Raw genomic sequence first — 16316 nt, forward strand, 5'->3', positions numbered from 1 at the left:
CGATGCCGACATGGCCAAGGGCGGCATCACCAGGATGGCGGGCAGGTACGTCGCGCCCCGGATGCCTGCGCTCGCCCCCGAGCTCAACGCGACGTTCGTGCAGGAGGCGCTGCGCCGCGCGATCCACGGGATCGGTCCGCTGCCACCCGCGGCGCGCACGGCCGAGCGCCAGCTCGACGAGCACGACGGCAAGGTGAAGAAGGCCATCAGGTCCGTGATCGACGACCACGTCCGCTACGCCGGCGCCCAGGGCATGCTGACCAGCGTCGGCGGTGCGTTCACGGCGATGGTCACGATCCCGACCAACATCACCGGTCTCGCGCTGATCCAGGCCCGGATGGTGGCCGTGATCGCGCACCTGCGCGGCTACGACCTCGAGGACCCGCGGGTGCGCAACGCGGTGCTGGCCTGCCTGCTCGGCGAGGACCGGGTCGACGCCCTGGTGCGGGCCAGCAAGATCCCGGCGCCGCCGATGGCGCTGGCCACGGCGCCGGTGCACGACCCCGAGATCGTCCGCGTCCTCTCCGCCGAGGTGACGTCGGAGATGGTCACGAAGGTCGCCGGCAAGCACGCGGCCATCGCCGTGGCCCGCAAGGTCCCGGTCGTCGGGGGCATCGTCGGGATGGGCGTCGACGGCGTCGCGACGTACCAGATCGGCCACTACGCCGCCGGCGAGCTCCGCCCCCGCACGCGACGGTAGCCCGCGAGCGCACGCCGGCCGACGCCGCTGCTCTGCAGCCGTCGCACGGCCTTCTCGCGCCAGCGGTACGTCGGGCGCAGGTAGGAGCGCTCGAGCGCGCGGTAGGCCGCGTCGAGCTCGGCCTGCAGCTCGCCCTCGCGGCGCCGCAGGCGAGCGCCCTCGAGGAGGGTGGCCTTGAGCGCGTCGACGGCCGCGTCGGCGACCTGGGCCTCGTCGGGGTGGTCGGGGTCGGCGTACTCCGCGACCGGCGGCGCGCCGACCAGGTCCGCGGTGTCGCCGACGACGTCGTAGCCGCGCCGCGCGATCTCGTCGAGCCACGAGGCGGTGACGTCGGCGACCCACGGGTGCAGGTCCGGCGGCAGGGCCAGGCGGGGCGACTGCGTGCGGCGGGACAGCGTCTGGTGGGCCAGCAGCTCGCGCACCAGCGGCCGGTAGTCCGCGGGCTCGAGCTCCTGGTTGGCAGCGCGGTTGATGCGGCGGACCAGCGCCGTCTCGGGGACGCCGAGCGACGGGTTGGTGCGCTCGGCCTCGAGGGTGAGGTCGAGCCCGTCGAGGCCGAACACCGTGCTGAACCGCTTCCACAGCAGCTCCTGCGGACCGCCGAGCGGGGGCACGGTGACGAGGTGCACACGCTCCGGGGGCAGGTCGCCACCCCACCGGTTCAGGATGTCGGGCAGCTCCTGCACGCCCCAGAACCAGGTGGCGATCCGCGACTCGCGCCGCGGGTCCCGGATCTCGTCGAGGAAGGCGCGGTAGGAGAGGCCGGTGCGGTGCTTGACGTTCTCCTGCCACTCGGCCGGGATCTGACGCACCAGGTCGCGCACCGACACGACCACGTGGATCTCGGTGCCGTCGTCGTGCCCGAGCGACGTCAGCGCCCGGCCGACCTGGGCCCGCGACGCGGTCGCGAGGATCTCGTGGCTGATGATCGAGGTGCCCTCGTGCCGGCGCACCTGGGCGGCCAGGTCGTCCCAGCGGCCGACGGCCTGGGTCTCGAGACCACCCCACGGCATCCGCATCAGGTCGAGGGCGGCCAGGAAGTGGGCGTCGAAGCGGTCGGCCGGGTAGAGGATGCCGGCCGCGTCGAGCGTGCGCTGGTTGCGGAACAGCACGTCCTGCAGGTACGACGTACCCGTCTTCGGGGTGCCGACGTGCAGCAGGACGCGGGAGCTCACGGGACCTTCTTCTCGAGGAGCAGGCGCAGGGCCAGCGCCAGGACGCCGGCGTCCGAGGGTTGCGTGACGCCGGGGCGCTCGACGGGCAGCAGGCCGTCGGGATCGCCGAGGACAGGGTAGCCAGCGCGGACCACCGCGTCGCGCATGGTGCGGGCCCGCTCGCGCGCCCAGCGGGCCCGGCGCGGCGGCAGGACCAGCGCCGGACCGGGGTGCTCGGCCAGGCGGGGCACCAGCACCTGGCGCAGGAGGGCGCGCCGCTCCGCGGGCACCGCCAGCAGGGCGAGGACCTGCCCGGTGCGCCGGGCCAGCTCGACGGCGTCCGCCGAGAGCGCCGGTGCCGCGGCCAGGGGGCGGCGCACGCCGACCAGCTTGGGCAGCGCGTCGACGTCGAGCACGACCCGCACCCGGCGTACGCCGACCCGCTCGGCCGCGGTCCGCGCCAGCCGGGGCAGGTCGATGCGGTCGGGCAGCTCGTCGAGCCGGGCGGCGCGCCCGATCCAGTCGGACCACGGGGTCACGCCGCTCCCGATGCTCCGGGCGGTCCAGGCGTCGACGAGCATCTGCCCGACGTCGGTGCCGACCACCAGGACGAGCTCGTTGCGGCCGCCGGGCGGCCGGCCGCGCGAGACCAGGTCGACGCGCCGCGGATCGGTGAGCATCGGGTCGCCGAGCAGCCGGTAGCGGGTGCGCCACGGCCGCGGTCGGGGCGGCGTCGACACCGGCAGCCCCGCGCCGTGCACGTCCTCGGCGAGGAGGGCGGTGGCGACCCGGAGCAGCTCGTCGGCGTCGAGGTCGGCGGGGTCGACGGGCGGCGGTCCGAACGCGAGCGGCTCGACAGAGCCGGCCAGCTCGAGGTCGGGGCGGCCGCGGCCGGGCGCGCTCGCCTCGAGCACCCGGCCGGCGAGGGCGGCCGGGACCGGGCCGGACGCGTTCAGGCGACGGAGCAGCTCGAGCTGCTGGGCCCCGGGGAGGTGCCGGCCGTGCGCAGCCCCCTCGGCGGACCAGTCGCGCCACGGCGTCGTACCGCCGTCACGCAGGTGGGCGGCCCAGCCCCAGGCGCGCCGGAGGCCGGGGGTGTCGCCGGCGTCCGTCATCGCTCCCGCAGCCGCTTGGCGACCTTGGTGACCCGCGCACTGAGGTGCTCGTCGGGGTCGTCGCGCCGGGCGGCCTCCTCGATCATCGCGACCAGGGCGTCGAGCGCCGCGTCGGCGACGTCACGGGGCCGGGCCCGGTCCGGGTTGAGCCAGACCGCGTCGGCCGGCGGACGCACCGGACGCAGGTCGTCGAGGTCGCCGACCACGTCGACGCCGGAGCCGATGATCCACTCCCGCCAGGAGTCCGCGATCTCGTCGGCCCAGTCGTAGCACGGGGGCGGCAGGGTGAGCCGGTCCGTGTTCTTGCCCGCGGCGAGCGTGTCGTGGACGAGCAGCTGGCGCACCAGGGCGCGGTAGTCGGCGTGGTCCACGTCCGCGCGCCGGAGCCGGGTGTTGAGGCGGCGCAGCATCGCGCTCTCGGCGACCCCGATCGACGGGTTGCGGCGGACGCTGTCGAGCGGCGCCCAGGCCGGGTCCACCCCGACCGCCCGGCAGAAGCGGCGCCACAGCTCGCCGTGCGGCGCGCCGGGCTGCGGCACCGTGACGACGTGGACCTGGTCGGGCGGCAGCTGGCGGCTCCACCGCTCGAGGACCTGGGTGACGCCCTGGACCTGCCAGAATGACTGCGCGACGCCGGTGCGGGTCTTCTGGATCCGGCGGACGAACTTGCCGTACGACAGGCGGCGCTGGTGCTTGAGCCGCTCCTGCCACTCCGCGGGCACCTGGCGCGCGATGTCGCGGGCGGTCAGCACCACGTGGATCTGGGCCGGCGCGAGCGACGTGACCGCCCGCTCGACCTGCTCACGGGTGGCGCCCGCGAGGATCTCGTGGCTGATCACGACGGTGCCGTGCGCGCGTCGGGTCCGCTTGACCAGGGCGTCCCACTCGCCCTTCGAGTCGGCGAGCAGGCCGCCCCACGGACGCTCGACGAGGTCGAGGGCGGCGTGGAACATGTCGGCGCGCAGGCCGATCGGGTAGCGGACGTCGTGGCGGGCCAGGGCCGCCCGGTTCAGCGCGAGCCGGTCCTGGATGTAGGTGGTCCCGGTCTTGGGCGAACCCACATGGAGGTAGACGACGTCGGCCATGTCGAGGATTCTGCCGCAGGCCCCGGCTACGCGAGCGCGCGGACGACCGCCGAGGGGCTCGGCCGGCCGAGGTGCCCCGCCATCCAGACGCTGGTGTCGACCACCTGCTGGAGGTCGACACCGCACTCGATGCCGAGGCCGCGCAGCATCCAGACCAGGTCCTCGGTCGCGAGGTTGCCGGTGGCGCTCTCGGCGTAGGGGCAGCCGCCGAGCCCGCCGGCGCTCGCGTCGTACGTCGTGATGCCGGCGCGCAGCGCGGAGAGCGTGTTCGCGAGCGCCTGCCCGTAGGTGTCGTGGAAGTGCATCGCGAGCTGGTCGGTGCCCATGCCGGCCCGGCCGAACGCGTCGACGAGGGCGGTCACGTGCCCGGCGGTGCCGACGCCGATGGTGTCGCCGAGGCTGAGCTGGCTGGCGCCGAGGTCGAAGAGCCGCTTGCCGACGCTGACGACCTGGTCGACGGGCACGCCGCCCTCCCACGGGTCGCCGAAGCACATGGACACGTAGGCGCGGACGTCGAGACCGGCGTCGCGGGCGCGACGGACGGTCGGCTCGAACATGGCGAACTGCTCGTCGAGGCTCCGGTTGAGGTTCTTCTGCGCGAAGGTCTCGGTCGCGGAGCCGAAGATCGCGACGTGCCGGGCGCCGAGCTCGAGGGCCCGGTCGAGGCCGCGCTCGTTGGGGACGAGCACGGGGCAGTCCCGGCCGGCCTCGCCCAGCAGCTCCATCAGGTCGGCGGCGTCGGCGAGCTGGGGCACCCATTGCGGGTGCACGAAGCTGGTGGCCTCGACGATCGGCAGGCCGGCGGCGAGGAGACGGCGTACGAACTCGGCCTTCACGTCGGTGGGGACGAGGGCCTTCTCGTTCTGGAGCCCGTCGCGCGGGCCGACCTCGTAGATCGTGACCCGGTCGGGCAGGCCGTCGGCTCGGACGGTCATGGGCAGGTCACTCATCGGGCTGCACCTCCATCTCGACCTCCAGCAGGGTCGCACCGAGCGCGACCTGCGCACCGGTGGTCGCGGCCAGCGCGGTGACGGTGCCGTCGAACGGCGCCTTGAGCGACAGCTCCATCTTCATCGCCTCGAGGACGACGAGCACCTGGCCGGCCTCGACGCGGTCGCCGTCGGCCACGCGTACGTCGAGGATGGTGCCGGGCATGGGCGAGGTGATCGTGCCGTCGCCGACGTCGGCCGCGTGGTCGCCGAAGACGTCGGGCCGCTCGAAGGCGAACCGCTGGCCCCGGTAGGACACCTCCGCGACGTGCGGCTGCACGTTGACGACGGCGACGTGGCGGGTGCCGCCGACGGCGAGCACCAGCGTGTGGTCGGCGGCCGACACCTGCCGGACCTCGGTCCCGTCGACGGTCCCGCGGGCGCGGTCGACGACGACCGGGCGGTCGAGCTCGACGATGGTCGGCGCCGGGTCGGCGCCCGAGCGCCAGCCGTCGGACTGGAAGGGGTGGCCCGCGTCGACGACCGCGGTGAGCATCGCGCTCACCCAGGCCACGAAGATCCGCGGCAGCTCGTCGTCGGGCTTCTCGACCACTGCCGTGTCGAGCCAGGCCGTGTCGATCGTGGCGTCGCGGAACTCGTCGCTGGCCGCCAGCGCCCGCAGGAACCCGGTGTTGGTGGTGAGGCCGAGGATCGCGGTCCGGTCGAGGGCGTCGACCAGGGCTCGGCGCGCGTCCTCCCGCGTCGCTCCGTGAGCGATGACCTTGCCGAGCATCGGGTCGTACGACGTGCTCACCACCTGCTCCGGCTCGAGCGCGTGGTCGACCCGCACCCCGGCCGGCCAGCGCACGATGCTCGTCGCACCGGCCTGGGGCAGGAAGCCGCCGAACGAGTCCTCGGCGTACACCCGCGCCTCGATGGCGTGGCCGGTGACGGTGACGTCGGCCTGGGTGATGGGCAGCGGCTCACCGGCGGCCACCCGCAGCTGGAGCTCGACCAGGTCCAGCCCCGTGATGGCCTCGGTGACCGGGTGCTCGACCTGGAGGCGGGTGTTCATCTCCAGGAAGTAGGCCTCGCCGGTGTCGGCGTCGAGCAGGAACTCGACGGTGCCGGCGTTCTCGTAGCCGACGTGCCTGCTGAGCGCGACCGCGCTGCTCGTGACGAGCTCGCGTATCTCCGGGGTGATGGTCGGCGCGGGCGCCTCCTCCAGCACCTTCTGGTGGCGGCGCTGGGTGGAGCAGTCGCGCTCGAAGAGGTGCACGACGTTGCCGTGGGCGTCTGCCAGCACCTGGACCTCGATGTGACGGCCGTGCTCGACGTACTTCTCGACGAGCATCGTGTCGTCGCCGAACGACGACAGCGCCTCGCGCCTGGCCGCGGCCACGGCGTCGTCGTACTCCTCGGCGGAGCGGACGACGCGCATGCCCTTGCCGCCGCCACCGGCGGCGGCCTTCACGAGCACCGGGTAGCTCGCGTCGTCGGTCGGCTCGCCCTGCGGCACCACCGGCACGCCCGCGGCGATCGCGATCTCGCGGGCCGCGTCCTTGCGGCCCATCCGGTCCATCACGTCGGCGGACGGGCCGACCAGCTTGATGCCGGCCGTCTCGAGCGCGCGGGCGAAGGCGGCCCGCTCGGAGAGGAAGCCGTAGCCGGGGTGGACCGCGTCGGCGCCGACCTGCTGGGCCGCGGCGACGACGGAGTCGATGTCGAGATAGCTCGGGACGCGCACCGCGTCGTCGGCGGCGCGCACGTGCGGGGCGTCCGCGTCGAGGTCGGTGAAGAGCGCGATCGTGCGGATGCCCATGGCCGTGGCCGTGCGCATGACGCGGAGCGCGATCTCGCCACGGTTGGCGACGAGGAGGGTCTTCACGCTGCTGCTCATCGGCGCATCACATCCGGAAGACGCCGTAGGACGGCGTCGGGGTCGGGGCATTCGCGGCGGCCGCGAGGCCGAGTCCGAGGACGCGTCGGGTGTCGGCGGGGTCGATGATGCCGTCGTCCCAGAGGCGGGCCGTGGCGTAGTAGGGCGAGCCCTGCGTCTCGTACTGCTCGCGGATCGGCGCCTTGAAGTCCTCGTCGTCGGGCTTGCCGGCGACGGTCGCGAGGACCGAGGCGGCCTGCTCGCCACCCATCACCGAGATCCGCGCATTGGGCCACATCCAGAGGAAGCGCGGGTCGTAGGCGCGCCCGCACATGCCGTAGTTGCCGGCGCCGAAGGAGCCGCCGATGACGACGGTGAACTTCGGGACGACCGAGCAGGCGACGGCCGTGACGAGCTTGGCGCCGTCCTTGGCGATGCCGCCGTTCTCGTACTCCTTGCCGACCATGAATCCGGAGATGTTCTGCAGGAAGACCAGCGGGATGCCGCGCTGGTTGCACAGCTCGATGAAGTGCGCGCCCTTGAGCGCGGACTCGCTGAAGAGGATGCCGTTGTTGGCCACGATGCCGACCGGGTGGCCCCAGATGTGCGCGAACCCGGTCACCAACGTCTCGCCGTACAGCTTCTTGAACTCGTGGAACCGGCTGCCGTCGACGACGCGGCGGATCACCTCGCGGACGTCGTACGGCGTCCGGGTGTCGGCGGGCACGACGTCGTACAGCGTGGACGGGTCCTCGTGGGGCTCCTCGACGGGAGCGAGCTCGTACGGCGCCCCAGCGGGCCGGCGCTCGAGCGTGCCGACGATGCTGCGGACGATCGCGAGGGCGTGCGCGTCGTCCTCGGCGAGGTGGTCGACGACGCCGGACGTACGGGCGTGGACGTCGCCGCCACCGAGCTCCTCGGCGGTGACGATCTCGCCGGTCGCGGCCTTCACCAGCGGCGGGCCGCCGAGGAAGATCGTGCCCTGGTTGCGCACGATGACCGTCTCGTCGGACATCGCCGGCACGTACGCGCCACCGGCGGTGCACGAGCCCATCACGCTCGCGATCTGCGGGATCCCCTGCGCGGACAGGTTGGCCTGGTTGAAGAAGATCCGCCCGAAGTGCTCGCGGTCCGGGAACACCTCGTCCTGCATCGGCAGGAACGCGCCACCGGAGTCGACGAGGTAGATGCAGGGCAGCCGGTTCTCGGCCGCGACGGTCTGCGCGCGCAGGTGCTTCTTGACGGTCAACGGGTAGTAGGTGCCGCCCTTGACGGTCGCGTCGTTGGCGACCACGACCACCTCGCGGCCGCTGACCCGGCCGATGCCGGTCACGACGCCGGCACTGGGGACGGGCGACTCGCCGGGGCCGCCGTACATGCCCGTCGCGGCGAGCGGGCTGAGCTCCAGGAACGGGCTGCCCGGGTCGAGCAGCCGGTCGACCCGGTCGCGGACCAGCAGCTTGCCGCGGTCGGTGTGCTTGGTCCGGGCCGCCTCGCTGCCGCCCTGCCGCGCAGCGGCGAGCCGCTCGCGCAGGTCGTCCACGAGCTCCTTCATGTGGGTCACCCCACCTAGGTTAGCGATCGTTAACCTACGGGTCCACCGCTGGGAACATCCGTCGTCCTCCAGCCGTTGAGAACGGCATGGCCACCACCGAGCTGACCGCGGACACCTTCGAGCAGACCGTCGTCGACAACGGCATCGTCCTCGTCGACTTCTGGGCGTCGTGGTGCGGCCCGTGCCGGCAGTTCGCCCCGGTCTACGAGGACGCGGCCGGTCGCCACGACGACGTCGTCTTCGGCAAGGTCGACACCGAGGCGGAGCAGTCCCTGGCGGCCGCCGCTCAGATCACCTCGATCCCGACGCTGATGGCCTTCCGCGACGGCATCCTGGTCTTCAGCCAGCCCGGCGCCCTCCCCGCGCCCGCGCTCGAGCAGGTGATCACGGCGGTCAAGGACCTCGACATGGACGACGTACGCCGCCAGATCGCCGAGCAGCAGGGCGGACAGCAGCCCGAGCAGGGTTAACACCCACTAACCTGAGCGGCATGAGCCGCAGGGACCAGATCCTGGAGACCGCAGCGGAGCTGTTCGCCCAGCGCGGCTACCACGGGGTCTCGGTGGCCGACCTGGGCGCGGCGTGCGGGATCTCCGGGCCGGCGCTCTACAAGCACTTCCCGTCGAAGCAGGCGATGCTCGCGGAGATGCTCGTGTCGATCAGCGAGGAGCTGCTCCGCGAGGGCCGGCGACGGGTCGCCGAGACGCCCGATCCCCAGGCCGCACTGGCCGCGCTGGTCGACTGGCACGTCGACTTCGCGCTGCGGCACCGGCCCCTGATCGTCGTCCAGGACCGCGACTGGGAGTCGCTGCCGGCCGAGGCACGCGAGCAGGTGCGCGCCCTGCAGCGCGAGTACGTCGACCTGTGGGCCGCCGAGCTCCGACTGCTCGACCCGGCCCTCGACCTGCCGACGGCGCGGTCGATGGCGCACGCCGCGTTCGGGCTGATCAACTCCACCCCGCACAGCGGGCTGCTGCCCGACGCCCGGATGCGGGAGCTGCTCAGCCGGATGGCGCTCGGCGCGCTGGGCTGACCTCGGCGTCAGCCGACGTAGACCCACGCTGCGGGCCGGAAGCCGGTGTCGTGCCCGAAGGCGACACCGCCCCCCTCCGCGAGCCCGAGGAGTCCGGCGCTCACGCCCGGCGAGAACCGTCGCCACCGGCCGCCGTCCAGCGTCCACAACGTCTGGTAGCCGTCGAAGCGGACGCAGTAGCCGCTGCCGCACGACAGCAGCGCCGGGTCTCCGGCAGCGCGCGCGGTGGTGCCGAACCGCGCCAGCAGGGTCCACCTCCCGGCGGCGTACGTCCACTGCAGTCGGTCGTACTGCGCCGTGTCGTCGACGTCGCTCCCGCCGCTGTGGTGCACGTAGGAGCCCGTCGCCAGGCAGGTGCCCTGCGCGCTGCAGGCGAGGCGACGCACCACGACGCGCGGGTTCTGCGCCGCGTCCGACGGCAGCGCCGTCCGGGTCACGGTCCAGGTACCGGCCGTCGACCTGCTCCACAGGGCGCCCTGCCCGTCGCCGGCGGTGTCCGTGTAGCTGCCGACCGCGACGCACCCGCCGGACGCCGGACAGGCGACCTCGGCCAGGTGCCCCGTCCCCGCCTGGGCGCCCGCGGGCAGCGGCAGGTCGGTCGACGTCCAGGCACCGCCGGCGAGCGTCCAGAGCGCGGTGCCGCGCCCGCCGGTGATCGTCAGGTCGATCGCCGCGAGGCACACCGCCGGCCCGCACGCGGTGGCGAAGTCCACCGTCTGTGCGTACGCCGGCCCGGTGGGCAGCGCGGTCGCCTCCCACCCCGTGCCGGTGAGCCGCCACACCACCCGGCGCGAGGTCAGGCCCGGGTTGGCGACGTAGAGCCCGCTCGCCGCGCAGTCGGCGCCCGGGCCGCACGCCAGGCCCTCGACCGCACCGAGGTCGACGCGGGCTGCGTCGGCGGGCAGGGGTGCGCTCGCCACCGACCAGGTGCCGCCGGTCAGCGTCCAGAGCGCCGGGCGCGCGTTGCCCCCGAACTCGTAGGTGCCTCGTGCGGCGCAGACCGCGCCGGCGCAGGTGACGGCCCAGACGTCGCCGGTGGTGCCCGGGTCGGCATCTGCCGGGACCGGCGCGGAGGTCACGGCCCAGCGACCGGCGGACCGGGCCCAGAGCAGGTCGGCGTCCTGGTCGCGCCCGTCGCGGTGCGCGGTGTAGACGGCGTACGCCGCGCAGTGACCGGCGGCACCGCAGGAGACCTGCAGGGGGAACGGCGCGGCGTTGGTCGCCGCATCTGCCGGCACCGGCACGCGGGCGGCGGTCCAGCGGGTCCCGGTGAGCGTCCACGCCACAGCACCGTCGTTGCCCGATCGCTGGCGGTAGGTCCCGGTCGCCACGCAGTGCTGGTCGCTCCAGCAGGCCGCCGCCCGGAACGTCGGGGCCGCGGCGGCGTCCGTCGGGCGGGGCAGGGTCGACGCGACCCAGTCGGTGGCCCGGAACCGGAATCGACCGGTCCGCACGACCTTCGACGTCCCGTGCCGCGTCACGACGCGCACCGGCACGACGCCGGCCGCGTGTGCGGGGGCGGTCACCACCAGGCGGGTCGCCGACCGCACCCGCACCCGTAGCCCCGGGGTCCGGCCGAAGCGCACCGACGTGACCTTCGTGAAGTGCCGGCCCGTGACGGTCACCCGGGTGCCACCCGTCGTCGGCCCGGACGTCGACGACAGTCGTGTGACGACCGGGGGCGCGGTGGCGTGCGAGGCGGCTGGGGTCAGCGCGGCGGCCGGGACGGCGACCGCGACCGGGAGGGCGAGCACCAGCGCGGAGGAGGTGGCGAGCAGCGTGCGGACTCGTGCAGCGATCATGTCGACTCCCGGTGCCACGGGAGCGCGACCGCGCCACCCAACGGGCCAGGGTGGCACCGGCGCCGACCCCGTTCATCACTCGACTTGGGGAACCGGTCTCAACCGGCCGGCTCGTCCTCGTCGAGGATCCGGGCGGCGTACAGCGCGGCCTCGACGGCGTGGTCGAGGTCGGCGTCCACCTCGATCGTCGACACCTGCCGCGCGTGCAGCCGGGCGAGCAGGTCGTCACGGGGCAGCCCACGCAGCTGGAAGAGCACGAACGGGTCCGCGTCGACCAGCCAGGCCAGCTGGTAGAGGACCGTCAGCGCGTGCACGCACGGGTCGGTCCAGTGGTCGCACCCGCAGGTCGAGCCGAGCTCGAACCCGCTCGGCAGCAGCTCCGCCCCCGCCTCGTCGGCCTGCTCGACCAGGTCGTGGGGCAGCTCGCCCGCCACCAGCGCGGCCACCCTGCCCGCGGCAGCGGCGACCGTCTCCACCAGCGCGGCCACGCCCGCGGCGTCGAGCACCGGCAGCGACCCCTCGACCGTCCAGAGGCCGCGTGCGTCGTCGACGGACGCGACGTACCGCCCCGACTCGGTCGCGATCTGCCCGACATGGCCGCCGCGGGCCAAGGTCCGGGCGGCGCGCAGGTCGGCCTCGGCGTACGACGCCTCCTCGACCGCGCGGACCCAGGCCTTGCCCCACCAGGTGGTGGCCCGTGCGGCTCCGCGCCGCTGCGGGACCCGGGGGTGGAGGACGGCGCCCGTCATGAGTCGCGGGCGTCCGGGCGCAGGGTGACCAGGTCGCGCAGCTCGTCGTTGCTGAGCTCGGTCAGCGCCGCCTCGCCGCGGCCGAGCACGGCGTCGGCCAGCGCCCGCTTGCGGCCGAGCATCTCGGCGATCCGCTCCTCGATCGTGCCGCGGGTGATCATCCGGTGCACCTGCACGGGCCGGGTCTGCCCGATCCGGTAGGCGCGGTCCGTGGCCTGCTCCTCGACGGCCGGGTTCCACCACCGGTCGACGTGCAGCACGTGGTCGGCGCGGGTCAGGTTCAGCCCGGTGCCGCCGGCCTTCAGCGACAGCAGGAACACCGGCGCCTCGCCCGCCTGGAAGCGGCGCACCATCGCCTCCCGCTCGCGCACCGGAGTACCGCCGTGCAGGAACTGGTGCGGTACGCCGGCGCGCTCCAGGTGTGCCTCGAGCAGGCGCCCCATCGCGACGTACTGCGTGAAGACCAGCGCGGCGCCGTCCTCGGCGAGCACCGTGCCGAGCAGCTCGTCGAGCAGGTCGATCTTCTGCGAGCGCCCCGCCAGCCGCACCGCGGACTGCTTGAGGAACTGGGCCGGGTGGTTGCAGATCTGCTTGAGCCCGGTGAGCAGCTTGAGCACCAGCCCGCGCCGGGTGTCCTCGTCGGCGCGCTCGATGCGCTCCATGATGTCGCGCACGAACGACTCGTAGAGGACGACCTGCTCGCGGGTCAGCCCGATCCGGTGGTCGGTCTCGGTCTTGGCGGGCAGCTCGGGCGCGATGCCCGGGTCGGACTTGCGCCGCCGCAGCAGGAACGGGCCGATCAGCTCCGCGAACTGCGCCGCCTTCGTCGGCTCGCGGCCCGACTCGATCGGCGCGGCCCACGCCTTGCGGAAGGCGTTGCGGCTGCCGAGCAGCCCGGGGATCGCCCAGTCCAGGATGGCCCAGAGCTCGGTCAGGTTGTTCTCGACGGGTGTGCCGGTCAGCGCGACCCGGGCCGCGCTCGGGATGGTGCGCAGCGCCCGGGCGGTCGACGTCCGTGGGTTCTTGACGTGCTGCGCCTCGTCGGCGACGACGAGGTCCCACGGCACAGCGCCCAGCCGCTCGGCGTCCCGCTGCATGGTCCCGTACGTCGTGAGCACGAACCCGTCCGCGGCGCCGTCGAGCTCACGCGCGCTGCCGTGGAAGCGGACGACCGGTGTGCCGGGCGCGAAGCGGCGTACCTCGTCCTCCCAGTTGCCGAGCAGGCTGGCCGGGCAGACGACCAGCGTCGGCCCGGTCGCCCCGGCCTCGTGGCGGTGCAGGTGCAGCGCGATGAGCGTGATCGTCTTGCCGAGACCCATGTCGTCGGCGAGGCACGCGCCGAGCCCGAGCGAGGTCAGCTCGGCCAGCCAGGTCAGCCCGTGTCGCTGGTAGTCGCGCAGCGTCGCGGTCAGCGCAGCCGGCGGCTCGACCGGCTCACGGGTGGCCGCGGACAGCAGCTGCTCCCGCACCTTGAGCAGGCTGGCCCCGACGACGACCTGCTCCTGCTGGCCCTCCTCGGGGCCGGTCTGGACGATGCCGGTCAGCGCGGCGGCGACGGCCTCGGCAGGCTTCACCGTGCGCAGCAGCCGCTTGCGTGCCTTGCGGACGATCGACGGGTCCACGACGGTCCAGTTGCCCCGCAGCCGCATCAGCGGCGTCGCGGACGACGCGAGCTGGTCCATCTCCGCGTCGCTCAGCGGGTCGCCGTGCAGGGCCACCTGCCACCGGAACGCGAAGAGCGCCTCGGTCCCGAGCAGTGGCTCGTTGAGCGGCTCTTCGCGCGGCGCGGCCGGGGACGCCCGGTCGAGGGTCGCGGTGGCGCTCAGGTCGCGGCCCAGGCTGCGCGGCCACAGCACGTCGACGCCGCGCTCGCGCAGCGCGCCGACGCCCTGGTCGAGCAGGCTGACCAGCTCGTCGGTGTCGAGGGTCAGCTGGTCGGGCACCCGGAGCTCGAGCAGCCGGTCGAGCACCGGCCAGGCGTCGGCCGCGGCCCGCAGGGCGATGGTCGCGTGGGTGCGGGCCCGGTCGCCGAACCCGTGCTCGGCCGCGCCGTGCGTCCACAGCTCGGCAAGGTCGCAGAGGTGCAGCGGGTTCTGCTCGTCGTGCACCTGCGGCACCAGGCGTACGGCGCCCGCGACCAGCTCCTCCTCGTCGGCCTCGACCCGGACGGACAGCCGCACCAGCTGCGGCAGGTCGGTCGGGTCCACGCGGCGGTGCTTGGCCAGGCGGGCCTGGAGGCGCTCCTCGAACGACGGGCGTGACGGGCCCGACGGCTCCCGCCGGCGGTCGGGCACCTCGACCGGAGGCTGCCGCGGCATCGCGTCGGCGACGGCGTCGATCAGGTCGCGGACCACCCGCTCGTCCTCGCGCTGGGCCCGCGCGAGCATCTCGATGCGCTCCTCGTCGTCCTCGTCGAGACCGCTGACCCGCCAGCTCGGCGGACCGCCCGGCGAGGAGGACTGCGGCGCGAACTTGCCCGCTGCCACGAAGCGCATCCCCAGCAGGGCGGCCCCGGAGAGCAGCCCGACGCTCGGGTGCAGGTCGTCGCGGTTGCGGGCCTTCGTCAGGACCGGCAGGGCGGCCCGGATCGGGAGCGCGACCGTGCGTCGCTCGTCGGTGAACTCCACGACCCCCTCGCGGGGCGGCTCACCGGCGCGGAACGTCGCCGGACCGGTGAGGGGGACGAAGGACACGTCTAGAAACTAGCCGGGGACGACGACAGTGATGCCGGCCAGCGTGGCCCGGTCGAACGCCGGCAGCAGCCGGGCCGCCTCGTCGAGGTCGATGGACCGCTCGACCAGGAGGTCGGGGCGAAGCGCGCCCTGCTCGATGAGCTCCAGCATCGCGGGGTAGTCGACGGCGGCCATCCCGTGGCTGCCCAGCAGGTCGAGCTCCCAGCCGATCACCCGCGCCATGGGCACCCGGGGATGGCCGTCGACCGGCGGCAGCAGCCCCACCTGGACGTGTCGCCCGCGGCGACGCAGGCTCAGGACGGCGTCCGCGCAGGTCTGCTCGCTCCCGACCGCGTCGAGGGCGACGTGGCTGCCGCCGTCCGTGAGCCCGGCCACCACGTCCGGCACGTCGGCGCCGTCGGCCAGCACCACGTGCTCGGCGCCCAGCCGCGTCGCCACGGCGAGCGCCTCCGGGTTGCGGTCCACCGCCACCACGCGGCCGCCGAGAGCGCGGGCGATCATCACCGCGCTCAGCCCGACTCCTCCGGCACCCACGACGGTCACCCACTCGCCAGCCTGCACGCGGGCCCGACCGGCCAGCGCACGGTACGCCGTGGCGAACCGGCACCCGAGCGCGGCGGCGGTCGCGTAGTCGACGCACGAAGGCAGGGCCACGAGGTTGGTGTCCGCGGCGTGGAGGACGACCTCCTCGGCGAACGAGCCCCAGTGCGTGAAGCCGGGCTGCTGCTGGTCCGGGCAGACCTGGGCGTCGCCCGCCAGGCACCACTGGCACCGGCCGCAGCCGCAGACGAACGGCACCGTCACCCGGTCGCCCACGCGCCACCTGCTGACGCGCGCACCGACCTCCACCACCACGCCGGCGAGCTCGTGCCCGGGGACGTGCGGGAAGACGATGTCGTCGTCGTGCCCGGCCCAGGCGTGCCAGTCGCTGCGGCACAGCCCGGTCGCCATCACCCGGACGACGACCCCGCCCGCCGGCGCGGACGGCGACGGCACCTCCCGCACCTCGGGCTCGGCTCGGACCGCATCGATGACCACCGCACGCACGGGCACATCGTCCCAGGAAGGGGACCGGGTCCCGGGACGTGGCCGGTGGTTCTACGCTCGTAGTCATGACGATCCTCGACTCCTCCATCGCCCGGCTCGACGGCACCGCCGCGACGCTCGGCGAGCTCACCGGCGGCAAGCCGGCCCTGCTGGTCAACGTCGCGAGCAAGTGCGGGCTCACCCCGCAGTACACGGGTCTGGAGGAGCTCCAGGAGAAGTACGCCGCGCGCGGCTTCACCGTCGTCGGGCTGCCCTGCAACCAGTTCATGGGCCAGGAGCCGGGCAGCGCCGAGGAGATCCAGGAGTTCTGCTCCGCGACGTACGGCGTGACCTTCCCGATGACCGAGAAGATCGAGGTCAACGGCGACGACCGGCACGAGATCTACCAGGGCCTCGTCGACACGCCCAACGAGAAGGGCGAGACCGGCGACGTGCAGTGGAACTTCGAGAAGTTCCTCGTCGACGGCTCGGGCTCCGTCGTGGCTCGCTTCAGCCCCGGCGTCGTCCCGGAGGACCCGACCCTCGTCAGCGCGATCGAGGCCCAGCTCGGATGAGCTCCGCTCCCGGCGGCGGGT

General features: G+C 74.1%; 14 protein-coding genes. 4 read left to right on the plus strand and 10 right to left on the minus strand.

What is annotated here, in order from left to right; all coding sequences use genetic code 11:
* Positions 1 to 10: 10 nt before the first annotated feature.
* Positions 11 to 700, plus strand: a complete 690-nt coding sequence (locus ASC77_RS15695; RefSeq protein ID WP_082574809.1) for an EcsC family protein — start codon at positions 11 to 13, stop codon at positions 698 to 700.
* Here ASC77_RS15695 and ASC77_RS15700 read toward each other — a convergent pair.
* Genes ASC77_RS15700 through ASC77_RS15725 form a run of 6 tightly spaced genes read right to left on the minus strand, consistent with a single transcriptional unit; the run spans position 661 to position 8417 of the window.
* Positions 661 to 1875, minus strand: coding sequence for a hypothetical protein (locus ASC77_RS15700; RefSeq protein WP_056154908.1), 1215 nt, complete (start codon positions 1873 to 1875; stop codon positions 661 to 663). The genes ASC77_RS15695 and ASC77_RS15700 overlap by 40 nt on opposite strands.
* Positions 1872 to 2969 (minus strand): hypothetical protein, encoded by a 1098-nt coding sequence (locus ASC77_RS15705; RefSeq protein ID WP_056154911.1) that lies wholly within the window; start codon positions 2967 to 2969, stop codon positions 1872 to 1874. The genes ASC77_RS15700 and ASC77_RS15705 overlap by 4 nt, the downstream gene beginning before the upstream one ends.
* The gene (locus ASC77_RS15710; protein WP_056154914.1) at positions 2966 to 4054 is read right to left on the minus strand and encodes a hypothetical protein; all 1089 of its coding nucleotides are present in this window, start codon (positions 4052 to 4054) and stop codon (positions 2966 to 2968) included. The genes ASC77_RS15705 and ASC77_RS15710 overlap by 4 nt, the downstream gene beginning before the upstream one ends.
* Before the next feature lie 26 nt (positions 4055 to 4080).
* Entirely contained in the window at positions 4081 to 5004 is a 924-nt protein-coding gene (locus ASC77_RS15715) for a hydroxymethylglutaryl-CoA lyase (RefSeq protein WP_056154916.1), read from the minus strand.
* Positions 4997 to 6883, minus strand: a complete 1887-nt coding sequence (locus tag ASC77_RS15720; RefSeq protein WP_056154919.1) for a biotin carboxylase N-terminal domain-containing protein — start codon at positions 6881 to 6883, stop codon at positions 4997 to 4999. The genes ASC77_RS15715 and ASC77_RS15720 overlap by 8 nt, the downstream gene beginning before the upstream one ends.
* 7 nt (positions 6884 to 6890) lie before the next feature.
* The gene (locus tag ASC77_RS15725; RefSeq protein ID WP_156391179.1) at positions 6891 to 8417 is read right to left on the minus strand and encodes a carboxyl transferase domain-containing protein; all 1527 of its coding nucleotides are present in this window, start codon (positions 8415 to 8417) and stop codon (positions 6891 to 6893) included.
* An 86-nt stretch (positions 8418 to 8503) separates the two neighbouring features.
* Between ASC77_RS15725 and trxA the strand changes: the two genes are divergently transcribed.
* Positions 8504 to 8887, plus strand: a complete 384-nt coding sequence (gene trxA, locus ASC77_RS15730) for a thioredoxin (protein WP_056154923.1) — start codon at positions 8504 to 8506, stop codon at positions 8885 to 8887.
* Positions 8888 to 8907: 20 nt separating this feature from the next.
* Positions 8908 to 9450 carry a TetR/AcrR family transcriptional regulator gene (locus ASC77_RS15735; RefSeq protein WP_056154926.1) on the plus strand — a complete coding sequence of 181 codons (543 nt, stop codon included), beginning with the start codon at positions 8908 to 8910 and terminating at the stop codon, positions 9448 to 9450.
* Between the two features lie 8 nt (positions 9451 to 9458).
* On the opposite strand, the gene ASC77_RS15740 is transcribed toward ASC77_RS15735, so the two are convergent.
* The 4 genes from ASC77_RS15740 to ASC77_RS15755 all read right to left on the minus strand — a co-directional run bounded on the left by ASC77_RS15740 (position 9459) and on the right by ASC77_RS15755 (position 15741).
* Positions 9459 to 11252, minus strand: a complete 1794-nt coding sequence (locus tag ASC77_RS15740; protein ID WP_056154928.1) for an IPT/TIG domain-containing protein — start codon at positions 11250 to 11252, stop codon at positions 9459 to 9461.
* Positions 11253 to 11350: 98 nt separating this feature from the next.
* A complete protein-coding gene (locus ASC77_RS15745) occupies positions 11351 to 12001 on the minus strand; it encodes a hypothetical protein (RefSeq protein WP_056154931.1) in 651 nt (216 codons plus the stop codon).
* A complete protein-coding gene (locus ASC77_RS15750) occupies positions 11998 to 14694 on the minus strand; it encodes a DEAD/DEAH box helicase (RefSeq protein ID WP_056154934.1) in 2697 nt (898 codons plus the stop codon). Before ASC77_RS15750 ends, ASC77_RS15745 begins: the two co-directional genes overlap by 4 nt.
* A 9-nt stretch (positions 14695 to 14703) precedes the next feature.
* On the minus strand, positions 14704 to 15741 hold the full coding sequence (locus ASC77_RS15755; RefSeq protein WP_056154936.1) for a zinc-dependent alcohol dehydrogenase family protein: 1038 nt from the start codon (positions 15739 to 15741) through the stop codon (positions 14704 to 14706).
* 65 nt (positions 15742 to 15806) lie between these two features.
* Between ASC77_RS15755 and ASC77_RS15760 the strand changes: the two genes are divergently transcribed.
* On the plus strand, positions 15807 to 16295 hold the full coding sequence (locus tag ASC77_RS15760; protein ID WP_056154938.1) for a glutathione peroxidase: 489 nt from the start codon (positions 15807 to 15809) through the stop codon (positions 16293 to 16295).
* The last annotated feature ends 21 nt before the right edge of the window (positions 16296 to 16316 follow it).

It is taken from the genome of Nocardioides sp. Root1257 (assembly GCF_001425175.1).
Lineage (GTDB): Bacteria > Actinomycetota > Actinomycetes > Propionibacteriales > Nocardioidaceae > Nocardioides.